Below are 17,934 nucleotides of genomic sequence, written 5' to 3'. Positions count from 1 at the left end.
ATCGGAGGAGAACGGGCATGTACGCCGCCGAACGGCACCAGCTCTTGGCGCAACGCGCACGACGTGACGGCCGCGTCGACGTCGGTGACGTCGCCGCCGAACTCGGTGTCGCCCCCGAGACCATCCGCCGCGACCTCGGCGTCCTCGAACGCCAGGGCGTGGTCCGCCGCGTCTACGGCGGCGCGGTCGCGGTCGAGCGGCTCGACTTCGAACCCGAGGTCGCGCAGCGGGACCGGACCAACGCCGCCGAAAAGGACGCGATCGCCCGGGCCGCCCTGGACCTGGTACCCGACCGCGGCTCGATCCTGCTCGACGCGGGCACCACCACCAGCAGGCTGGCGACGCTGCTGCCCACCGAGCGCGAACTGACCGTGATCACCAACTCGATCCCGGTCGCCTCGATCCTCGCCACCCGCCCCGGCATCACGCTGCACATCCTGGGCGGCCGCGTCCGCGGGACGACCCTGGCCGCCGTCGAGGCGTGGACCCTGCAAGCGCTCGACGGCCTGCTCGTCGACGTCGCTTTCCTCGGCGCCAACGGCTTTTCGGCCGAGCACGGCTGCACGACGCCGGACATGGCCGAGTCCGCCGTGAAGGCCGCCGTGGTCGCCGCCGCCCGCAAGCGGGTGCTGCTGGCCGACCACAGCAAGTACGGCACCGACCAGCTCAGCCGCTTCGCGCGGCTGAGCGAGATCGACGTCCTGATCACCGACAGCGGCATCGACGCCGGCGCGGTGGCCGAACTCGAAGAAGCGGGCCCGGAGGTGGTGCTGGCGTGATCGTCACCGTGACCCCGAACCCGAGCCTCGACCGGACCATGCAACTGGCCGAGCTGCGCCGCGGCGAGGTGCTGCGCGCGTCGGCCGTCCGGCTCGACCCCGGCGGCAAGGGCGTCAACGTCGCCCGCGCGCTGACCGCCGCCGGAACCCCGGCCGTCGCGCTGCTGCCCGCCGGCGGCCCGGTCGGCGAGCGGCTGGCCGACCTGCTCGCCCCCGAAGGCGTCCCGGTCGTCGCGGTGCCCATCGCCGGCTCGACCCGCAGCAACATCACCCTCGTCGAAGCCGACGGGACCACGACGAAGCTCAATGAGCCGGGCCCGGAGATCTCCCCCGCGGAGCTCGCCACCCTCGAACGGCGGGCGGTCGAGCTGGCCGCCCGCGCCGAATGGCTGGTCTGCTGCGGAAGCCTCCCCGCCGGCGTCCCGGACGACTTCTACGCGCGGCTGACGAAACTCGCCCGCGAAGCCGGCGCGAAGGTCGCCGTCGACTCCTCCGGCGCGCCGCTCGCCGCGGCCTGCGCGGCCGGCCCGGACCTGCTCAAACCGAACCTCGACGAGCTCATCGAGCTCGCCGGCCGCCCGCTGCCGCGGCTCGGCGACGTCGTCACGTTCTGCCGGGAGCTGATCTCCGGCGGCGTCGGCCGCGTGCTGGTCAGCCTCGGCGCCCGCGGCGCGGTCCTGGTCGAGGAGACCGAAACCCGCCACGCACTCGGCCCCCTGGTCGCCGTGCGCAGCACCGTCGGCGCCGGAGACGCCGCACTCGCCGGGTTCCTCCATGCGGGAGGAACCGGCCCCCGAGCCCTGCGGACCGCGGTCGCCTACGGCACCGCCGCGGTCACGCAGGAGGGCAGCCGCATGCCCACCCCGCAGGACGTGCACCCCGACCAGGTGCGCGTGCTCCCCGCCGATCCCACCTTCACCCTCAGCGGAGCCGCCGCATGACCACCCCAGACCTGATCACCGCCGACCTGGTCGACCTGAACCTCGACGCCGCCGACAAGCGGGCCGCCACCCGGGCGCTCGCCGAGCGGCTCGTCACGGCCGGGCGGGTGACCGACCTCGACCTGTTCCTGAAGGACGTCGCCGCCCGCGAGGAGCAGATGGCCACCGGGCTCGAAGGCGGCATCGGCATCCCGCACTGCCGCTCGGCCGCCGTCACCGCGCCGACGCTGGCGTTCGGCCGCAGCGACGCGGGCATCGACTTCGGCGCGCCGGACGGCCCGGCGACGCTCATCTTCCTCATCGCCGCACCGGAAGGCGGGGGCGGCGACCACCTGAAGGTCCTCGCCGCCCTCGCCCGGCGGCTGGTCCGGGCCGAGTTCAAGCAGAACCTCCTGGCCGCCGCCGAGCCCGCCGCCGTCGCCGAGTACATCCGCCAGGAGGTGGCCTGATCATGAAGTTCGTCGCCATCACCGCCTGCCCCACCGGGATCGCCCACACCTACATGGCGGCCGAGTCCCTCGAACAGACCGCCAAGGCCAACGGTGACGAGATCGTCGTCGAGACGCAGGGTTCGGCCGGGTCCGAACCGCTGTCGGCCGAGGACATCGCGAGGGCCGACGCCGTCATCTTCGCCGCGGACCTGGCGGTGCGGGGCCGGGACCGCTTCGCCGGGAAGCCGATCGTCGAGGCGCCGGTCAAGGCCGCGATCAACGACGCGGCCGGGTTGTTCGAGCGCGCCAAGGCCGCGGCCCGCGAACCCGCTCCCGCCGCGCCGGCCGCCCCGGAGCTGACCTCGAAGGTCGGCGCGAACGACAAAACCGGCACCAAGGTCCGCCAGTGGCTGATGACCGGCGTCAGCTACCTCATCCCGTTCGTCGCCGCGGGCGGGTTGCTCATCGCGTTGAGCTTCGCGCTGGGTGGCTACCAGATCGTCGACGCGCCGAAGGTCACCGAGCACTTCGACGCGGGGTCGGTGACCGGCTGGGCCGCGCTGATGTTCCAGATCGGCAGCGCCGCCTTCGACTTCCTGGTGCCGGTACTGGCCGGGTTCATCGCGTTCGCGATGGCCGACCGCCCGGCGATCGCCCCCGGTTTCGTGGGCGGCGCGATCGCCGTCACCGTGGGGGCGGGCTTCCTCGGCGGCCTGGTCGCCGGTCTGCTGGCCGGTGGGGTCGTGCTGGCGCTGAAGAAGGTCCGGGTGCCGAAGGCGATGCGCGGGATCATGCCGGTGGTGGTCTACCCGCTGCTGGGGTCCATTGTGGTCGGTGTGCTGATGTACGTCGTGGTCGGCAAGCCGATGGCGGCCGCGACGACCGGGCTGACGAACTGGCTCAACAGCCTCAGCGGCGCGAGCGCCCTGCTGCTGGGCGCGCTCCTCGGCCTGATGATGGCGTTCGACATGGGCGGCCCGGTCAACAAGGCGGCGTACGCCTTCGCGGTCGGCGGCCTGACCACCGGCGCGACGGCGTCGCTGCAGATCATGGCCGCGGTGATGGCGGCCGGGATGGTGCCGCCGCTGGCGCTCGCCCTGGCGTCCACGGTCCGCAAGAAGCTGTTCACCGAAGCCGAACGCGAGAACGGCCGCGCGGCCTGGCTGCTCGGCGCCTCGTTCATCACCGAGGGCGCGATCCCGTTCGCCGCGGCGGACCCGTTCCGCGTGATCCCCTCGATCATGCTCGGCTCGGCGGTGACGGGATCGCTGTCGATGGCGTTCGGCACGACGCTGCGCGCCCCGCACGGCGGCATCTTCGTGCTCCCGCTGATCGGCAACCCGCTGCTGTTCCTGGTGGCGCTGATCGCCGGGACGCTGGTGGCCGCCGGCTCGGTGATCGCGCTCAAGCAGGTGCGCTTCCGGGCTGTCGAGCGCTCCGCCGCCGTCTCCGGTCAGCCCGTCAACGCGTGAAGGAGTCCACTGTGTACCAACGTCGTACGCTCGTCGCCAGCAGCGTCGGGCTGCACGCCCGGCCGGCGGGCCTGGTCGCTCGCACGGCGGCCGGCCAGGCCGCGAAGGTGAAGATCGCCAAGATCACCGGAGGGGTGGCCGGCGACCCGGTCGACGCGGCCAGCGTCCTCGGCTTGATGACCCTGGGCGCCGCTTTCGGGGACGAGGTGGAGCTGACCGCCGAGGGCGACGCGGCCCAGGAGTCCGTCGACGCACTGGCCGAGCTGATAGCGCAGGACCTGGACGCGTAGCAGCCGCCGCGGTTCCGGTCGTGCCCCACGGCCGGGACCGCGGCGACATCACTCACATGACCACGGCCCCTTCCGTCCCGTGAAGAGCTGCTGCGCCGTTGGCGCGATATCCGGTCGGCATCGGTGTGAACACACTGACACGCACCTCGGAAGCCGTTCACCGTGAAGGAATGGCTCATTCCCTCGAGCAACTGTCCGGGCGGCTTCTGATCCAGTGCCGGCCGGCCGACGCCGAAGCCGTCCTCGCGATCGCGAAGGAGCACGAGACCGGGATCGTGCTGACCGGGACATCACCGGAAACCACCGTCCGCCGGCTTCGCGACCGGGGGTTCGACGGCCCGATACTCTGCGACGCCGACCGGTACTCCGGCAGGAAACGAGCCAGGGCGAGGTGGGGCACCCACCCCGCGTGGTCCCGCCGGCAACGTGAACTCGATCTGCTGCCGTTGACCGACTCGGGCTACCTGCCTCCGCGTGACCTGATCGGGCTCCGCACGATCCTCCGCGCGGCCGCCCGGGACCCGCAGCCCGTCGTCGCCGTGCTCCCGCTGGCCGCGCGCTGGTTCGCCAAGCCGGCGATCGCCGACGCCCTCACCCGCGAAATCAACGCCTTCGAGGCGCCGGTCGCCCTGGTCCTCGAGCACGCCAAAGACCCGTTCGGCGCGCAGTACCTGTTACGTGGCTTCCTCCGCCTCCTGGCGACCTCCACCGTGCCGGTCGCCCTCCTGCGTTCCGACGTCTCCGCGATCGGCGTGCTCTGTCACGGCGCGCACGCCGCGGCGGTGGGGACCACCAGTGCCCTTCGCCACCTGTACCCGGTAACGGCACGAGGCGGAGCAGCTCGGCCGGGTGTGTCCCCCTTCGTCACCCGGCTGCTCGGCTATCACCGGCTCGAGACCTGCGCTGACCTCTTCGCCGCGACGCCGGACATGGCGCACCTGTGGGACTGCTCCTGCCCGGTCTGCGAAGGAGCGGCTCCCGACTGGCTGGAAAACGCCGATGCCCCGGCAGAAGCGGCCTTCCGCCACTCGCTGCACTGCTTGTTCGCGCTGAAGACCGAGCTCTTCCGTCATTGCCGCACGCGCGAACAGCTCCTCAGTGCCTGGCACGAAGCCTGCAGTCATGCGCTCTTCGTCCACGACCAGCTCGCGGAGACCATGGAGCGGTGGAACCGGCCGGCGAACCTGCGCAGCTGGTACGCGGTCACCGACGATCCCCTGCCGCACCGCACCGAGATCCCGTCAAGCCGGGCCGAGCAACGCGATCGACGCGCGCACCGCGACCTCCGTGACGTCGCCGGCCCGGCCGCCGTCCTCGACGGTCGTTGCGATCAGCTCCCGCAGCCCGCCCAGCAGCATGATCGCCAGCTGGCGGGACGGCGGGCTGATCCCGGCCGCGCGCAGTGACGGCGTGTCCGTCAGCCGCTGGGTCATCGCGATGAAGCCCTCCATCGCGTCGCGCTGCAGCTCGCGGGCCGGGGCACCGAGCGCGGGGACGTCCCGGATCCAGCTCAGGGTGATCTCCGGCTCGGACTCCGCGCACCCGATCCACGTCTCGATCGCCTGGCGGACCTGGACCTTCCACGGCGCGCGCGGGTCCACCGCCTCGGAGATCTGCCGGATCATCGAGCGGTTCGCGTCCGCCAGCAGCGCGATCAAGCACTCTTCGCGGCTGGCGAAGTGCTCGTAGAACGTCCGGCGGGAGGTCCGCGCGCGGCGGACGATGTCGGCCACCGTCGTGTCGCGGAAGCCGGTCTCGGTGATCGACCCGGCCAGTCCGTCCAGCAGCCGTTGCCGGTGCGGGCGGGTGTCGACGTCCACGGAAGTCACCGTATACCCCTCCTCTTGAAACCGGATGGTACACCGGCGTACCGTACCGACGGTACGCTCGCGTACCACCTTTCCTGGAGGGTCGATGACGACCATGACACGCCCCACGACGCTGCCACCGGGGCCCACCGCGCCCCGCGCCGTCCAGGGCGCCTACGCGCTGACCCAGCCGCTGCGGGGGATGCGGCGGCTCAAGCAGCGCTACGGCGACGCGTTCACGGTGAACGTGCCGATCTTCGGCAACGCCGTGGTGATCAGCGGCCCCGCCGAAATCAAGCAGCTGTTCACCTCCGGGCCCGAGCTCGTCGACAACCTCGAGGTCAACCTCGGCCGCGTGCTCGGCTCCCGGTCGATGTTCGCGCTGTCCGGCGAGGAGCACAAACGGCAGCGCAAGCTGCTGGTCCCGCCGTTCCACGGACGGCGGCTGGCGGCGTACGAGAAGATCGTCGAAGAGGAGACCGTCCGCGAACTGGCGACCTGGCCGGAGGGAAAGTCCTTCGCCACGCTGCCGTCGATGATGCGGATCACCCTCAACGCCATCCTCCGCGCGGTCTTCGGCGCCGAAGGGGCCGAGTTCGCCGAGCTGCGCGAACTGCTCCCGCCGTTCGTCACGCTCGGCTCGCGGCTGGCCGTGCTGCCGATCCCGAAACGCGGCCGCGTCAACCCGTGGCGCCGCTTCGAGCGGATGCGGCGGGAGTACGACGCCATCGTCGACCGGCTGATCGCCAAGGCCCGAACCGAAGAAAAAGACGACGTCCTCTCCATGATGCTGCAGACCCGCTACGACGACGGGTCCGGGCTGAGCCGCGAAGAGATCGCCGACCAGCTCCTCACCCTGCTCACCGCCGGGCACGAGACGACGGCGACCACGCTGGCCTGGGCGGTCGAGCGGCTCCGCAGGCATCCCGCGCTGCTGGCGGAACTGGACGAGGGCGACCCCAAGCTGCTGGACGCCACGATCCTCGAGGTCCAGCGCACCCGCCCGGTCATCGACCTCACCGCCCGGCAGGTCAAGCAGGACGGCTTCCGGCTCGGCCGGTGGACGCTGCCGAAGGGGTACGCGGTCCTCGTCAGCATCGCGCTGATCCACGACGACGACGCCGTCTTCCCACGCGCGGGCACCTTCGACCCGCACCGCTTCCTGGGCGCGCGCCCGGACCTCTACCAGTGGATCCCGTTCGGCGGCGGCACCCGCCGCTGCCTCGGCGCCGCCTTCGCGACCATGGAGATGACCGTCGTGCTGCGGACCCTGCTGCGGGACTTCACGCTGGTACCGACCGACGCGCCCGGCGAACGCTGGCACTCGCGGGGCGTGGCCTACGCCCCCGCCAAGGGCGGCCGCGCGGTCGTGCGCCGCCGAACGACCGGAGGAGAGCAGTGACCGAACAGATCGCCGACGCCGGCCGGGGCATTTCCCTGGCCTACGAACGGATCGGGGACACCGGCGCCGAGCCGCTGGTCCTCGTCGCCGGGCTCGGCCAGCAGCTGCACAGCTGGCCCGACGCCTTCTGCGCGAAGCTCGCCGAACGCGGCTACGAGGTCATCCGGTTCGACAACCGCGACGCCGGCCGCTCGACGCACCCGCGGTTCCGGCCGCCGAGCCTCCTCGGCATGCTCGCCGGCCGGTTCCCCGCGCAGCAGTACGACCTGACGGACATGGCCGCCGACACCATCGGCCTGTTCGACGCCCTGGACCTCGAAACCGCCCACATCGCCGGCGTCTCCATGGGCGGCATGATCTCCCAGACCACCGCCGCGCTGTACCCGCACCGGATCCGTACCCTGACGTCGATCATGTCGACGACCGGGTCCCGCGTGCTCGGCCGTCCGGCGCTCTCGACGTTGCGGATGATGGGCGCGAAGCCGCCGAAGTCCCGCGAAGAAGCCGTCGAAAGCGCCGTCCGGATGTTCCGCCACATCGGCTCCCACGGCTTCCCGTTCGACGAGGCCTTCGTGCGCGAGCTGGCCGGGACGGGCTGGGACCGCGACCCGACGAGCGGCGGGGTCGGCCGCCAGCTCGCCGCCATCATGAAGTCCGGCAACCGGACGCCGCTGCTGCGCCGGATCACCGCGCCGACGCTGGTGATCCACGGCGACCGCGACCGGATGGTGCACCCCACCGGCGGCGCCGCCACCGCGCGGGCCATCCGCGGCGCCCGGCTCGAAACCGTCCGCGGCATGGGCCACGACCTGCCCGAAGGCGCCTGGCCGACCGTCCTCGACCTGATCGACCAGCACGCGAGGAGCAGCGATGTCCCGGCCTCGTAGCATCACCGGCCGTCCGGTCGTGATCACCGGCGCGGCGTCGGGCATCGGCCGGGCACTGGCCACCCGGCTGTCCCGGCTCGGCGCGCCGGTCGCCCTGGCCGACGTCGACGAAGACGGCCTCAAGGCCACCGCGGCCGCTTTGCCCGGCCAGGTACTGACCCGCGTCCTCGACGTCCGCGACGCCGAGGACCAGCTGCACTTCGCCGCGGAAGTGAAAGACTGGCTCCCGGCGCCACTGGCCGCGGTGTTCAACAACGCCGGCGTCGCGGTCACCTCGACCGTGCTCGACGCGGTGCCGGAGGACGACGACTGGCTGCACGACATCAACTTCCGCGGCGTGGTGCACGGGACGCGGGCGTTCCTGCCGCTGCTGGTCGAGCAGGACGAAGGCGCGATCGTGAACACCTCCAGCGTGTTCGGCCTGCTCGGAATGCCGTACCAGAGCGCGTACTGCGCGGCGAAGCTCGCCGTCCGCGGCTTCACCGAGTCGCTGCGCCACGAACTGCGCGGCACCGGTGTCCGCGCGGTGACCGTCCACCCGGGCGGCATCACGACGAACATCGCCCGCAACGCCCGGGTGCGCCGCGACCCCGAGGGCCGGGGACGCACCCACGAACAGATGGCCGCGCAGTTCGAGGCCATGACGATGACCTCGCCGGACAAGGCGGCGGCGATCATCCACGCCGGCGTCGACCGCGGGAAGGCCCGCATCCTGGTCGGCCCGGACGCCTACCTGTTCGACGCGCTCGCCCGCATCACCCCCACCCACTACAACGCCGTGCTGACGCGCGTGATGCGGCGCGCCCGGCGGACGGAGACCGTGTGACATGAGCGAACACCTCGACGTCCTGATCGTCGGCGCCGGGTTGTCCGGCGTCGGCGCGGCCCACCACCTGCGCACGGCGTTCCCGCGCAAGACCTACGCCGTCCTCGAGGCCCGGGACGCGATCGGCGGCACCTGGGACCTGTTCCGCTACCCGGGTGTGCGGTCCGATTCGGACATGCAGACCCTCGGCTACCGCTTCCGGCCGTGGACCGACGCGAAGGCCATCGCGGACGGTCCCTCGATCCTCGAGTACGTCCGCGACACCGCGGCCGACGCCGGGATCGACCGCCACATCCGGTTCGGGCACAAGGTGATCCGCGCCGGATGGTCCACGGCGGACGCACGGTGGACGGTCGAGGCCGAGCACGAGGGCCGATCCGTCGAATTCACCGCGAAGTTCCTCTACCTGTGCAGCGGCTACTACGACTACGCGGCCGGGCACACCCCGGAATTCCCCGGCCTGGAGCGCTTCGGCGGCACCGTCGTCCACCCGCAGCACTGGCCCGAAGACCTCGACTACACCGGCAAGAAGGTGGTCGTCATCGGCAGCGGCGCGACGGCGGTGACGCTCGTCCCGGCGATGACCGACCGCGCCGCGCACGTGACGATGCTGCAGCGCTCCCCCACCTACATCCTGTCGCTGCCGTCGGAGGACGCGCTGGCCAACCGGCTGCGCGGGCTGCTCGGCGCGCGGCTGGCCTACCCGATCGCGCGCTGGAAGAACGTCGCGGTGAGCACGCTGATCTACCAGCTCAGCCGGCGCCGCCCGGGCGTGGTGAAGGCGCTCATCCGCAAGGCGACGGTGAAGCAGCTGCCGCCGGGGTACGCCGTCGACACCCACTTCAAGCCGCGCTACCAGCCCTGGGACCAGCGGCTGTGCCTGGTCCCGGACGGCGACCTGTTCCGGTCCATCCGGCGCGGTGACGCCTCGATCGTCACCGACCGGATCGCCGAGTTCACCGAGCGGGGCATCCGGCTCGAATCGGGCGACGAGCTCGAGGCGGACGTCGTCGTCACCGCCACCGGGCTGCGCCTGCTGGCCTTCGGCGGCATCGAGCTGGCCGTGGACGGCAATCCGGTGAAGCTGCCGGAAACGATGGCCTACAAGGGCATGATGCTCAGCGGCGTGCCGAACTTCGCCTTCACGATCGGCTACACGAACGCGTCGTGGACGCTCAAGGCCGACCTCGTCGGCGAGTACGTCGTCCGGCTGCTGCGGCACCTCGACCGGCACGGCTACGACCAGGCCGTCCCGGTCAACGACGACCCGGCGGTCACCGAGCGGCCGCTGCTGGACTTCGACGCCGGGTACGTCCTGCGGTCGATCGACGAGTTCCCGAAGGCGGGTTCGCGGGCGCCGTGGCAGCTGGGCATGAGCTACGCGCACGACGTCGTCAAGCTCCGCCACGGCCGGATCGACGACGGCGCCCTGCGGTTCTCGCGGCGGCCGGGGGCGGGAGCGGGCAGACTGAGCGCATGACGCCCGGTACCTCCCCCGCCCGGAGCCGCTGACATGCGCTCCGCGGGACTCGTGCTGCACCCCCGCCGCGACTCCGCGGCCGCCGTCGAAGCCGTGCTCGGCTGGGCGGGCAACCGGAACATCGAAATCCTCGGCATCGAGGACGAGATCGTCCGGCTGAACTGCGCCGCGCGGGGGGTGACGGCCGAGGAACTCGGGCGCCGGGCCGACCTGCTGGTCAGCCTGGGCGGCGACGGCACGATGCTGCGGGCCATGCGGCTGGCCGACGGGCAGCGCGCGCCGGTGCTCGGGGTGAACCTCGGCAAGCTCGGCTTCCTGGCCGAGGTCGACGTCCCGGACCTGCCCGGCGCGCTGTCGGCCATCGACGACCACGAGTTCACGGTGGAGCCGCGGCTGGCCGTGGACGCGGTGCTGCAGGGGCGCCGGATCACCGCGTTCAACGACATCGCGGTCGTCCGCGTCCCCGGCAACGGCAGCGCGGTGGTCGCCGTCCGCGTCGGCGGCCAGCCGTTCGTGAGCTACTCGGCCGACGCGGTCGTGGTGGCGACCCCGACCGGCTCGACGGCGTACAGCTTCTCGGCGGGCGGCCCGATCACCAGCCCGTCGGTGGAGGCCCTGCTGGTGACGCCGGCGGCGCCGCACTCGGCGTACAGCCGGGGCGTGGTGCTCTCGGTGCACGACGAGGTGACGCTGGAGCTGCTGCCGACCAGCGGACGGCTCGCGGTGGAGGTCGACGGCCAGGTGGAGGGGTACGTCTCCCCCGGCGAACGGCTCGACCTGCGCGGCCGGCCGAGCGCGGCGCGGGTGGTCCGGCTCGGGATGACGACGTTCTACCAGCGCGCCCGCCGCAAGCTGCGGCTCACGGATTCGGCCGAGATCCCCCAGGACGGCGACCACTGACGGTGTCCTGCGTCACAGCACGGGCGCGTCGGCAATGGTCACGGAAAGGTCACGGGTAGCGTCCGCGCCTGCGCCTGAACCAGCCGAACCGTCCCGGAGTGTTTTCCCACATGCTGTGTCCCGCACCCGTCCGTCCCCGTCTGCGCGCCCGTCTCCTCGTCCCGGGAGCGCTCGCCGCCTTCGCCGGCGCCGTCGTCCTGCTCGCCGTGCTGCACCTCGACCGCCGGCTCGCGCCCCTCGACCCGATCAGCACGATGCTGAGCGACTACGCGCTGAGCCCCGGCCGCGGGCTGTGGGACGGCGCGCTGCTGCTCACCAGTACGGGATCGGCGCTGCTGCTGGTCGCGCTCCACCGCCGCGGCCTGCTGGCCGGCCCGGCGGTCGTGGCGGCGAAAGCCCTGTGGTGCGTGAGCTTGCCGGCGGTCGCGCTCTTCGCCAAGGACCCCCAGGGCGGCGCGGTCACGGCGACGGGCAAGATCCACCTCTACGCCTCGGCGGTGACGTGCCTGAGCCTGCCGATCGTCGGCTGGGCACTGGGCCGCCGCCACCGCGACGACCCGCGCTGGCGGCGCATCGCCACCTGGTCCCGCCGGCTGGCCCTGGCGGCGATCCCGTTCTACCTGCCGTTCATCGTCCCGTTCGCGGTCAACGTCATCCTCGGCGGCCACCTGCCGACCGTGGCGACCGGCCTGGTGGAGCGGGTGATGATGGTTCTGGAGATCGCGCTGCTGGGCGTCCTGGGTTACTGGGCCCACCGCGCGATGCCGGCCGGGGTCCGCTTCCGCCCGGCCGCTCCCGCGACCTGACCGGAGCGCCCGGGAGTGTCGGGTCGCGGCTACCCGGCCTCGCCGTCCGGCTGATCGCGGGTGCGGTGCAGGAGCCAGTCGTGTGCCGTCCGGATCAGCGCGTACCGCACCGCGCCCGCCCGGCCGTGCAGGGTGAACAGGATCCGCTTGGCCGTCCGGTCGTGCTCCTCCCACCAGCCCGTGTCGGCGATCTTCTTCGTCTCGTCCTCGTAGCCCAGGTGGCCGAGGGCGTGGTCGGGCACGGCGACGGCGAGCCGGTTGGTGCCGGCGTCCGGCGGGAGGCCGCGCGGGACCGCCCACGACCGCAGCACGCCGTTCTCCTCCAGCCGCAGGTCGAAGTGGTGCTGCGGGCGGAAGTGCTCGTGCAGCACGAACGCCGGTCGTCCATCGGTCACCTCGGGGACGATGCCAGAGCCGGGTCCGGCTACGTTGGCACCCGTACGGGGGAAATTCCAGGGAGGCCGGGTGAACATCGCCGGTGCGGTGCTGCCGGGCGCCGCCGGGGTGGCTCTCGTCGTGTTCGCGGTCCGGCTGGTGCGCGAACCACGACGGCTGGGCAACGCCGTCTGGCTCGGCGTCGCCCTGCTGCTGACCGGGTTGTGGCTGCTGCGGGCGGCCCTGCACCTGGAGTGGCTGACACCGCTGCTGGTGGGGTTGCTCGGTGTCGCGGCGGTGCTCGTCGCGCTGGTGCTGCCGGCCGCGCTGATCGCGAACGGCGTGCGGATGTGGCGGCGGGAAGGGCGCAGTGCCGGGAACCTGCTGTCGCTCGGCCTGGGCGCCGGGCTGCTGACGCTGGAGGCGCTGGCCTTCGCGCCGCTCGGCCGGTGGGGGTCGGCGCTGGTCGCCATCGCGGCCGTGCTCGCCGGCTACTTCGGGTTCCTGTTCCTGTCGCTGCTGGTCTATTCCGTGGTTTACAGCCGGCTCGGCCGCCGGGGCGGGTTCGACGCGATCATCGTGCTCGGCTGCGGCCTCAACGGCGAGCGCGTGCCGCCGCTGCTCGCCGGGCGGCTCGACCGCGCGATCCGGCTCCACGCCCGGGAGGCGACGCCGCCCCTGCTGGTCGTCTCCGGCGGACGGGGTCCCGGCGAGACGGTCAGCGAAGCCGAAGCGATGCACGCCTACCTGCGGGAGCGCGGCGTGCCGGACAACCGGATCCGGCGCGAGGACCGGGCCCGCACGACCGAGGAGAACCTGCGGTTCTCGGCGGAGCTCCTCCCCGCCGGCGCGCGGCGGGTGGTGGCGGTGACCAGCAACTACCACGTGTTCCGGACGGCGGTGGAGTGCCGGCGGCTCGGCCTGCCGTTCCACGCGACGGGTTCGCCGACGGCCCGGTACTTCCTGCCGAGCGCGCTCCTGCGCGAGTTCGCGGCGCTCATCCTGCACTACCGCCGGACGACGATCGCGGCCTGCGTGCTGATCGTCGGCACCGGCCTGGCGCTGGCGATCCTCGGTTAGCCCCGGCGCAGCACCGAACACGCACGCGCCACGCCGTCCTCGGCCCGCAGCCGTGCGCCGACGCACTGCGCGCCGCGCCGGAACAGCGGGTTCCCGGTCAGCTCCCGCAACCGCGCGGTGAGCGCGTCGACGTCGAGCTGCCGCAGCGGCAGCGGTTGCGGGCCGGCACTCAGCCGCGCGACGCGTTCGCCCCAGTACGGCTGGTCGGAGAAGACCGGGCAGACCAGCGCGGGCACCCCGGCCCGCAGCCCGGCGGCGGTGGTCCCGGCCCCGCCGTGGTGCACGACGGCGGCGGTGCGCGGGAACAGCCACTCGTGCGGGACGTCCCCGACGACCAGCAGGTCGTCGGCGTCGAGCCCGGCGCCGAGGACACCGCGCAGCCCGGCCCGGCGCAACGCGGTCCGGACGACGGCGAAGGTGGCCTCCGCGTCCGCGGGCCGCATGCTGCCGAAACCGACGTACACCGGCGGCGGCCCCGCGGCGAGGAAGTCACGCAGCCGCGGATCCGGCCGCGCGACGGCGGTGCCGAGGAACCAGTAGCCGGTGACGTGCACCCGGCCGGGCCAGTCGGGCGGCCGCGGCACGACGGCGTCGGAGAACCCGCACAGGACGGTCGACCGCCGCCGCGGCCCCCGCCGCCCGGCCGGGGGCAGGCCGAGGGTGCCGACGCGCCAGCGGTCGATCTCGGGCCGCAGGACCTGCCAGGCGAGGGCGTCGACGGCGGCGAAGCTGAGGTGCCGTCCCCATGGCCCGAGCCGGGCGGCGCCCGGCAGGAGCGGGTGCGCGAAGGAGCGGGTCGGCACGCTGGGCTGGTAGTGCAATTCGACGTCGGGGACGCCGAGGTGGGCACCCAGGTGCGCGCCGAGGAAGCCGAGCGTGGGGGCGAGCACGAGATCGGCCCCGGTGGCACCGGCGTGGACGTCGGCGAGGAGCCGGTCGAGCACGGGCCGCAGGACGGCCCGCAGCCCGGAGAGGAAGGCCCGCCGCCGGCCACCGGTCCAGGCCCGCCCGGCGGCCGAGCCGAGGACGGCGGCGGGATCGGCGGAGAGCGACGCGAAGCCCAGGCCGTGCGATTCGACGAGCACCCGGAAGCCGGGAGCGGCGAGGATCCGCACGCGATCCCCACCGGCGGCAAGGCCACACCCGAGCGCGACGCACGGCTGGACGTCGCCGCGCGACCCGGGCGCGACGATGACGACCAGGCGGCTCATCGTGCCGCCCCGGACCGGCCGGGGACCGCACTGCGCGGACCACCCCGCCGCCGACGCACAGCGGCCGAGGGACCCGGACACCGCGCCGTCCCGGACCGGCCGGGGACCGCACTGCGCCGAACACCCGGCCTTCGACCCACCGCGACCGAGCAACTGGCACACCGAGCCGCCCCGGACCGGCCGAGCACCACACGGCCCCGACCACTCCGCCTTCGACCCACCGCCACCGAGCGACCCGGACGCCCAGCCGCCCCGGACCGGCCGGGGACCGCACAGCGCCGACCACCCCACCTCCGACCCACCGCGACCGAGCAACCCACACACCGAGCCGCCCCGCGCCGGCCGAGCGGGCCGCTCATCGCTTCGCCTCCGTCAAGCGGTACCGCAGCCGGAACGGCAGGCTCGCCAGGAGCGCCGCCAGGCGGGCGTCCCCGCCCACCAGGTAGCGCGGGGCCGGGCGGCGGGCCGTCAACGCGCGGACCACCGTCTCGGCCGCCCGGTGGGGCGGCACCCCGGTCCGGGCCGAGCGGGCCGCGCTGCGTTCCGCCGCCGCCAGTTGGCCGCCGTACCGCTGCAGGGCCGCCGGGGAGAGTCCCGCGCGGACCTCCTCCGCCGCCTCGCGGGCCCGGGGCCAGATCGCGGTCGCCACCGCTCCCGGCTCGACCAGGACCACCCGGATGCCCTCCGGGGCCAGCTCCGCGCGCAGGCTGTCCGTCAAGCCGACCAGCGCGAACTTCGACGTGTGGTACGGCCCGACCATCGGTCCGGCGATGCGGCCGCCGATGGACCCGATCGTCACCACCCGGGCCGATTCCGCGCGCCGCAGCGCCGGCAGCATCGCGCGCGTCACCGCGAGCTGGCCCGTGACGTTCACCTCCAGCTGCTCCCGGAACGCCGCCAGGGGCACGTGCTCGAGCGGCCCCGGTCGCGCCAGGCCGGCGTTGTTCACCAAGCCCCGCAACGGTCCCGCCGCCGCCACCCGCTGCCCGCACCGCGCGATCGACTCCGCGTCGCGCAGGTCCATCCGCAGCACCGTGACCTCTTCGCCGTACGCGCGTTCGAGCTCGGCTTCGTCGCCGTCGGTGCGGACGCTCGCCCACACGTGGGCGCCCCGCCGGACCAGCTCCGCCACGCAGGCGCGGCCGATGCCGCCCGCCGCTCCGGTGACCACATAGGACGGTTTCACGACGCCAGCACCCGCAGCATCCGCGGCCACGTCTTGTGCAGCTGCTCCTGCCAGTACGCCCACTGGTGCGTACCCGCTCCGTACAGGTCGACCGTCGCCGGGACGCCGAGCTCGCGCAGCCGGCCGGCCATCGCCGCGGTCTGGGCGCCGCAGAGGAACTCCAGGAGCATCGCGCCGGGCAGGACGTCGAGCGGGAGCTTGGCGTCGAGCGGGCCCGGCAGCCCGTTGCCCGCCGAGAGGTACAGCTCGGTGCCGCGCAGGCGGTCCGCGTTCACCAGCGGGTCGTGCGCTTCCCACCGGGCGGCCTCCCGGCGCCGGTCGCCCCATAGGGCTTCCGGATCGAGGTGCGCCGACGTGACGATCGCGCTCGTCAGCAGTTCGCCGGCGGGGCCGGCCGGGTTGAGGTTGCCGCTGAAGGAGGCGGCGTAGCGGAACACGCCCGGGCGCCGCGCGGCGAGCTCGAGCGCGCCGTACCCGCCGAGGGACAGCCCCGCCGCCGCGCGACGGCCGTCGCCGCGGTAGCCGCGGTCGATCAGCTGCGGCAGTTCGACGGCGGTGAAGGTCTCCCACTGGTTGAGCGCGAGGTCCTTGCCGTGGTTCCACCAGTCGCTGAAGAAGCCCGCCGGCCCCGAGCCGGGCATGACGACCAGGACACCGGCGTCGTCGGCGAGCCGCCGGACGTCGGTGTTCGCGCTCCAGCCGCGGTAGTCCTCCCGCCGGGTCTCGCCGGCCAGCAGGTAGACCGCGGCCCAGCGCCGGTCCGGCTCGGCCGCCCACGCCCGCGGCAGGATCAGCCGGACCATCGCGTACGCCCCGACGCCCGCCGAGCGCACGGTCAGGTCGAGCACCCGCGCGTCACCGTCCACAGTGGTCTGGGCGACGACGTGCGAGCCGTCGTCGGCCCGGGCGTCCGGGACACCGGACTCGGCGAGCGCGGGCGTGCCGGGCAGCGCGCACGCCACGGCCGCCAGTGCCGTGCACCACCTCACGAAAGGGCGCATGCGTTTCCTTTCCCGGTCATTCGAATGGTCCGGCCAAGCTAAAGGAAAGACGTCCCGGAGCGCAATTGTCCTGTCCAGCATGTGAGCGGACAATGTGAAGCGCAGGAAAACAAACTCCCCCGCCAGGGTGAGTCACCGGTCGCGCAGCGTCACCGATCTCGGACGCCCGTGCCACAACACCGGGCCGAACTCGCCGGTAACCAGCAACTCCGCAGCTCACACGCTGTGCTCGCCGATGTTTACGGAGTCTTGAGGTGCTTCCGGTAACCGATTTCCCGGCGTAGCGTTCGCCAAGCCGCCGGATCGGACGCCGTACTCCGCGTCCCTGGCGAAGGGTTCCAGCGCAGGGGCCGCATCTCCCCGAGAATACTTCCGGAAGGGTTCTTCATGGCTGCCCGAATTCGCTTTCCCCCGGCTCGCGTCGCCCTCGTCCTGGTCGCCGTGGCCGCGGTGGCGACCATTTCGCCCGCAAAACCGGCCACGGCGGTCCCCGTTCCCGGCCCGCCCGCGGTGCCGCCGGCCGCACTGCTGCCCGCCGAGGCGATCCCCGGGCCGCCCGCGCCGCGCGAGGTGTTCGACGTCGCCACCGCACTGTCCACTCAGGACCGCCGCGACGACACCGGGTGCTCCGCCGTCGTCCACGGCCGGCTGCTGGGCCCCGGTGCCGTCGCCGGCCAGGGCTTCCAGACGGCGGTCCCCGGCGGCCAGGTGTCCGAACTCGTCGCCCGCACACCGCACTTGCCCGACCTCGCCGAGTGGGCCGCGCAGGCGCGTCGCTGCGCCCGGGTGACGCTCGACGACGGGGACGTCCCCACGGTCTCGACCACGACCGTCGGGACCGCGCCCGCCGTTCCCGGCGCGCGATCGGTGTCCTACCAGCAGATCCTCACCCTCCCCGGCCAGCCCGCCGAGCTGCCCGGCCTGCGCCTGCGCACCGTCGCCATCGCCGCCGGCGGCGCGCTGGTCCTGCTCCGCGACGCCGGCACGACCGGCCTCGACCTCGACGCCCTGGCCGTCGCCGCGTGGCAGCACGCGGCCCCGCGGCTGGGCCGCTAGAAC

At 73.5% G+C, this 17,934-nt stretch carries 18 protein-coding genes; 13 read left to right on the top strand and 5 right to left on the bottom strand.

Features of this window, described 5'->3' with window-relative positions; genetic code table 11:
• Positions 1–17: 17 nt before the first annotated feature.
• Genes DV20_RS35385 through DV20_RS35365 form a run of 5 tightly spaced genes read left to right on the top strand, consistent with a single transcriptional unit; the run spans position 18 to position 3,913 of the window.
• Positions 18–779, top strand: coding sequence for a DeoR/GlpR family DNA-binding transcription regulator (locus tag DV20_RS35385; protein WP_043787641.1), 762 nt, complete (start codon positions 18–20; stop codon positions 777–779).
• Complete coding sequence (gene pfkB / locus DV20_RS35380) at positions 776–1,720, top strand: 1-phosphofructokinase (RefSeq protein ID WP_043787640.1); 945 nt, start codon at positions 776–778, stop codon at positions 1,718–1,720. The genes DV20_RS35385 and pfkB overlap by 4 nt, the downstream gene beginning before the upstream one ends.
• A complete protein-coding gene (locus DV20_RS35375) occupies positions 1,717–2,169 on the top strand; it encodes a PTS sugar transporter subunit IIA (protein ID WP_043787639.1) in 453 nt (150 codons plus the stop codon). Before pfkB ends, DV20_RS35375 begins: the two co-directional genes overlap by 4 nt.
• A gap of 2 nt (positions 2,170–2,171) precedes the next feature.
• Complete coding sequence (locus DV20_RS35370; protein ID WP_043787638.1) at positions 2,172–3,623, top strand: PTS fructose transporter subunit IIC; 1,452 nt, start codon at positions 2,172–2,174, stop codon at positions 3,621–3,623.
• Positions 3,624–3,634: 11 nt separating this feature from the next.
• Positions 3,635–3,913 carry an HPr family phosphocarrier protein gene (locus tag DV20_RS35365; protein ID WP_043787636.1) on the top strand — a complete coding sequence of 93 codons (279 nt, stop codon included), beginning with the start codon at positions 3,635–3,637 and terminating at the stop codon, positions 3,911–3,913.
• A gap of 1,241 nt (positions 3,914–5,154) precedes the next feature.
• Here DV20_RS35365 and DV20_RS35355 read toward each other — a convergent pair.
• Complete coding sequence (locus tag DV20_RS35355) at positions 5,155–5,742, bottom strand: TetR/AcrR family transcriptional regulator (protein WP_043787635.1); 588 nt, start codon at positions 5,740–5,742, stop codon at positions 5,155–5,157.
• Positions 5,743–5,827: 85 nt separating this feature from the next.
• Here DV20_RS35355 and DV20_RS35350 point away from each other — a divergent pair, with 85 nt between their 5' ends.
• From DV20_RS35350 to DV20_RS35325, 6 genes are all read left to right on the top strand, one after another.
• Positions 5,828–7,123, top strand: a complete 1,296-nt coding sequence (locus DV20_RS35350; protein WP_043787634.1) for a cytochrome P450 — start codon at positions 5,828–5,830, stop codon at positions 7,121–7,123.
• A complete protein-coding gene (locus tag DV20_RS35345) occupies positions 7,120–8,010 on the top strand; it encodes an alpha/beta fold hydrolase (RefSeq protein WP_043787633.1) in 891 nt (296 codons plus the stop codon). Before DV20_RS35350 ends, DV20_RS35345 begins: the two co-directional genes overlap by 4 nt.
• Entirely contained in the window at positions 7,994–8,836 is an 843-nt protein-coding gene (locus DV20_RS35340) for an SDR family NAD(P)-dependent oxidoreductase (RefSeq protein WP_043787631.1), read from the top strand. Before DV20_RS35345 ends, DV20_RS35340 begins: the two co-directional genes overlap by 17 nt.
• 1 nt (position 8,837) lies before the next feature.
• Positions 8,838–10,316, top strand: a complete 1,479-nt coding sequence (locus DV20_RS35335; RefSeq protein ID WP_043787630.1) for a flavin-containing monooxygenase — start codon at positions 8,838–8,840, stop codon at positions 10,314–10,316.
• 33 nt (positions 10,317–10,349) lie between these two features.
• The gene (locus DV20_RS35330) at positions 10,350–11,216 is read left to right on the top strand and encodes an NAD(+)/NADH kinase (protein WP_043787629.1); all 867 of its coding nucleotides are present in this window, start codon (positions 10,350–10,352) and stop codon (positions 11,214–11,216) included.
• Positions 11,217–11,326: 110 nt separating this feature from the next.
• Positions 11,327–12,022, top strand: a complete 696-nt coding sequence (locus DV20_RS35325) for a DUF998 domain-containing protein (RefSeq protein WP_043787628.1) — start codon at positions 11,327–11,329, stop codon at positions 12,020–12,022.
• A 29-nt stretch (positions 12,023–12,051) separates the two neighbouring features.
• Here DV20_RS35325 and DV20_RS35320 read toward each other — a convergent pair whose 3' ends face one another.
• On the bottom strand, positions 12,052–12,417 hold the full coding sequence (locus DV20_RS35320) for a DNA polymerase ligase N-terminal domain-containing protein (protein ID WP_235191075.1): 366 nt from the start codon (positions 12,415–12,417) through the stop codon (positions 12,052–12,054).
• A gap of 70 nt (positions 12,418–12,487) precedes the next feature.
• On the opposite strand from DV20_RS35320, the gene DV20_RS35315 reads away from it, so the two are divergent.
• On the top strand, positions 12,488–13,477 hold the full coding sequence (locus DV20_RS35315; protein ID WP_043787627.1) for a YdcF family protein: 990 nt from the start codon (positions 12,488–12,490) through the stop codon (positions 13,475–13,477).
• On the opposite strand, the gene DV20_RS35310 is transcribed toward DV20_RS35315, so the two are convergent.
• From DV20_RS35310 to DV20_RS35300, 3 genes are all read right to left on the bottom strand, one after another.
• Positions 13,474–14,688 carry a glycosyltransferase gene (locus DV20_RS35310; RefSeq protein WP_043787625.1) on the bottom strand — a complete coding sequence of 405 codons (1,215 nt, stop codon included), beginning with the start codon at positions 14,686–14,688 and terminating at the stop codon, positions 13,474–13,476. The two genes, DV20_RS35315 and DV20_RS35310, sit on opposite strands and share 4 nt — an antisense overlap.
• Before the next feature lie 355 nt (positions 14,689–15,043).
• Positions 15,044–15,874, bottom strand: coding sequence for an SDR family NAD(P)-dependent oxidoreductase (locus DV20_RS35305; protein WP_043787623.1), 831 nt, complete (start codon positions 15,872–15,874; stop codon positions 15,044–15,046).
• Complete coding sequence (locus DV20_RS35300; protein WP_235191074.1) at positions 15,871–16,875, bottom strand: alpha/beta hydrolase; 1,005 nt, start codon at positions 16,873–16,875, stop codon at positions 15,871–15,873. Before DV20_RS35300 ends, DV20_RS35305 begins: the two co-directional genes overlap by 4 nt.
• A gap of 387 nt (positions 16,876–17,262) precedes the next feature.
• On the opposite strand from DV20_RS35300, the gene DV20_RS35295 reads away from it, so the two are divergent.
• Positions 17,263–17,931, top strand: a complete 669-nt coding sequence (locus DV20_RS35295) for a hypothetical protein (protein ID WP_043787621.1) — start codon at positions 17,263–17,265, stop codon at positions 17,929–17,931.
• The last annotated feature ends 3 nt before the right edge of the window (positions 17,932–17,934 follow it).

The sequence above is a fragment of the Amycolatopsis rifamycinica genome, assembly GCF_000695625.1.
GTDB classification, from domain to species: Bacteria; Actinomycetota; Actinomycetes; order Mycobacteriales; family Pseudonocardiaceae; genus Amycolatopsis; species Amycolatopsis rifamycinica.
This window is presented reverse-complemented; position numbering and strand designations above follow the sequence as displayed.

Coding starts and splice junctions, on each gene's coding strand:
- DV20_RS35385 (WP_043787641.1), top strand. CDS start 18: ATGTACGCCGCCGAACGGCACCAGCTCTTGGCGCAACGCGCACGACGT.
- DV20_RS35375 (WP_043787639.1), top strand. CDS start 1,717: ATGACCACCCCAGACCTGATCACCGCCGACCTGGTCGACCTGAACCTC.
- DV20_RS35370 (WP_043787638.1), top strand. CDS start 2,172: ATGAAGTTCGTCGCCATCACCGCCTGCCCCACCGGGATCGCCCACACC.
- DV20_RS35350 (WP_043787634.1), top strand. CDS start 5,828: ATGACGACCATGACACGCCCCACGACGCTGCCACCGGGGCCCACCGCG.
- DV20_RS35340 (WP_043787631.1), top strand. CDS start 7,994: ATGTCCCGGCCTCGTAGCATCACCGGCCGTCCGGTCGTGATCACCGGC.
- DV20_RS35335 (WP_043787630.1), top strand. CDS start 8,838: ATGAGCGAACACCTCGACGTCCTGATCGTCGGCGCCGGGTTGTCCGGC.
- DV20_RS35330 (WP_043787629.1), top strand. CDS start 10,350: ATGCGCTCCGCGGGACTCGTGCTGCACCCCCGCCGCGACTCCGCGGCC.
- DV20_RS35325 (WP_043787628.1), top strand. CDS start 11,327: ATGCTGTGTCCCGCACCCGTCCGTCCCCGTCTGCGCGCCCGTCTCCTC.
- DV20_RS35310 (WP_043787625.1), bottom strand. CDS start 14,688: ATGAGCCGCCTGGTCGTCATCGTCGCGCCCGGGTCGCGCGGCGACGTC.
- DV20_RS35300 (WP_235191074.1), bottom strand. CDS start 16,875: ATGCGCCCTTTCGTGAGGTGGTGCACGGCACTGGCGGCCGTGGCGTGC.
- DV20_RS35295 (WP_043787621.1), top strand. CDS start 17,263: ATGGCTGCCCGAATTCGCTTTCCCCCGGCTCGCGTCGCCCTCGTCCTG.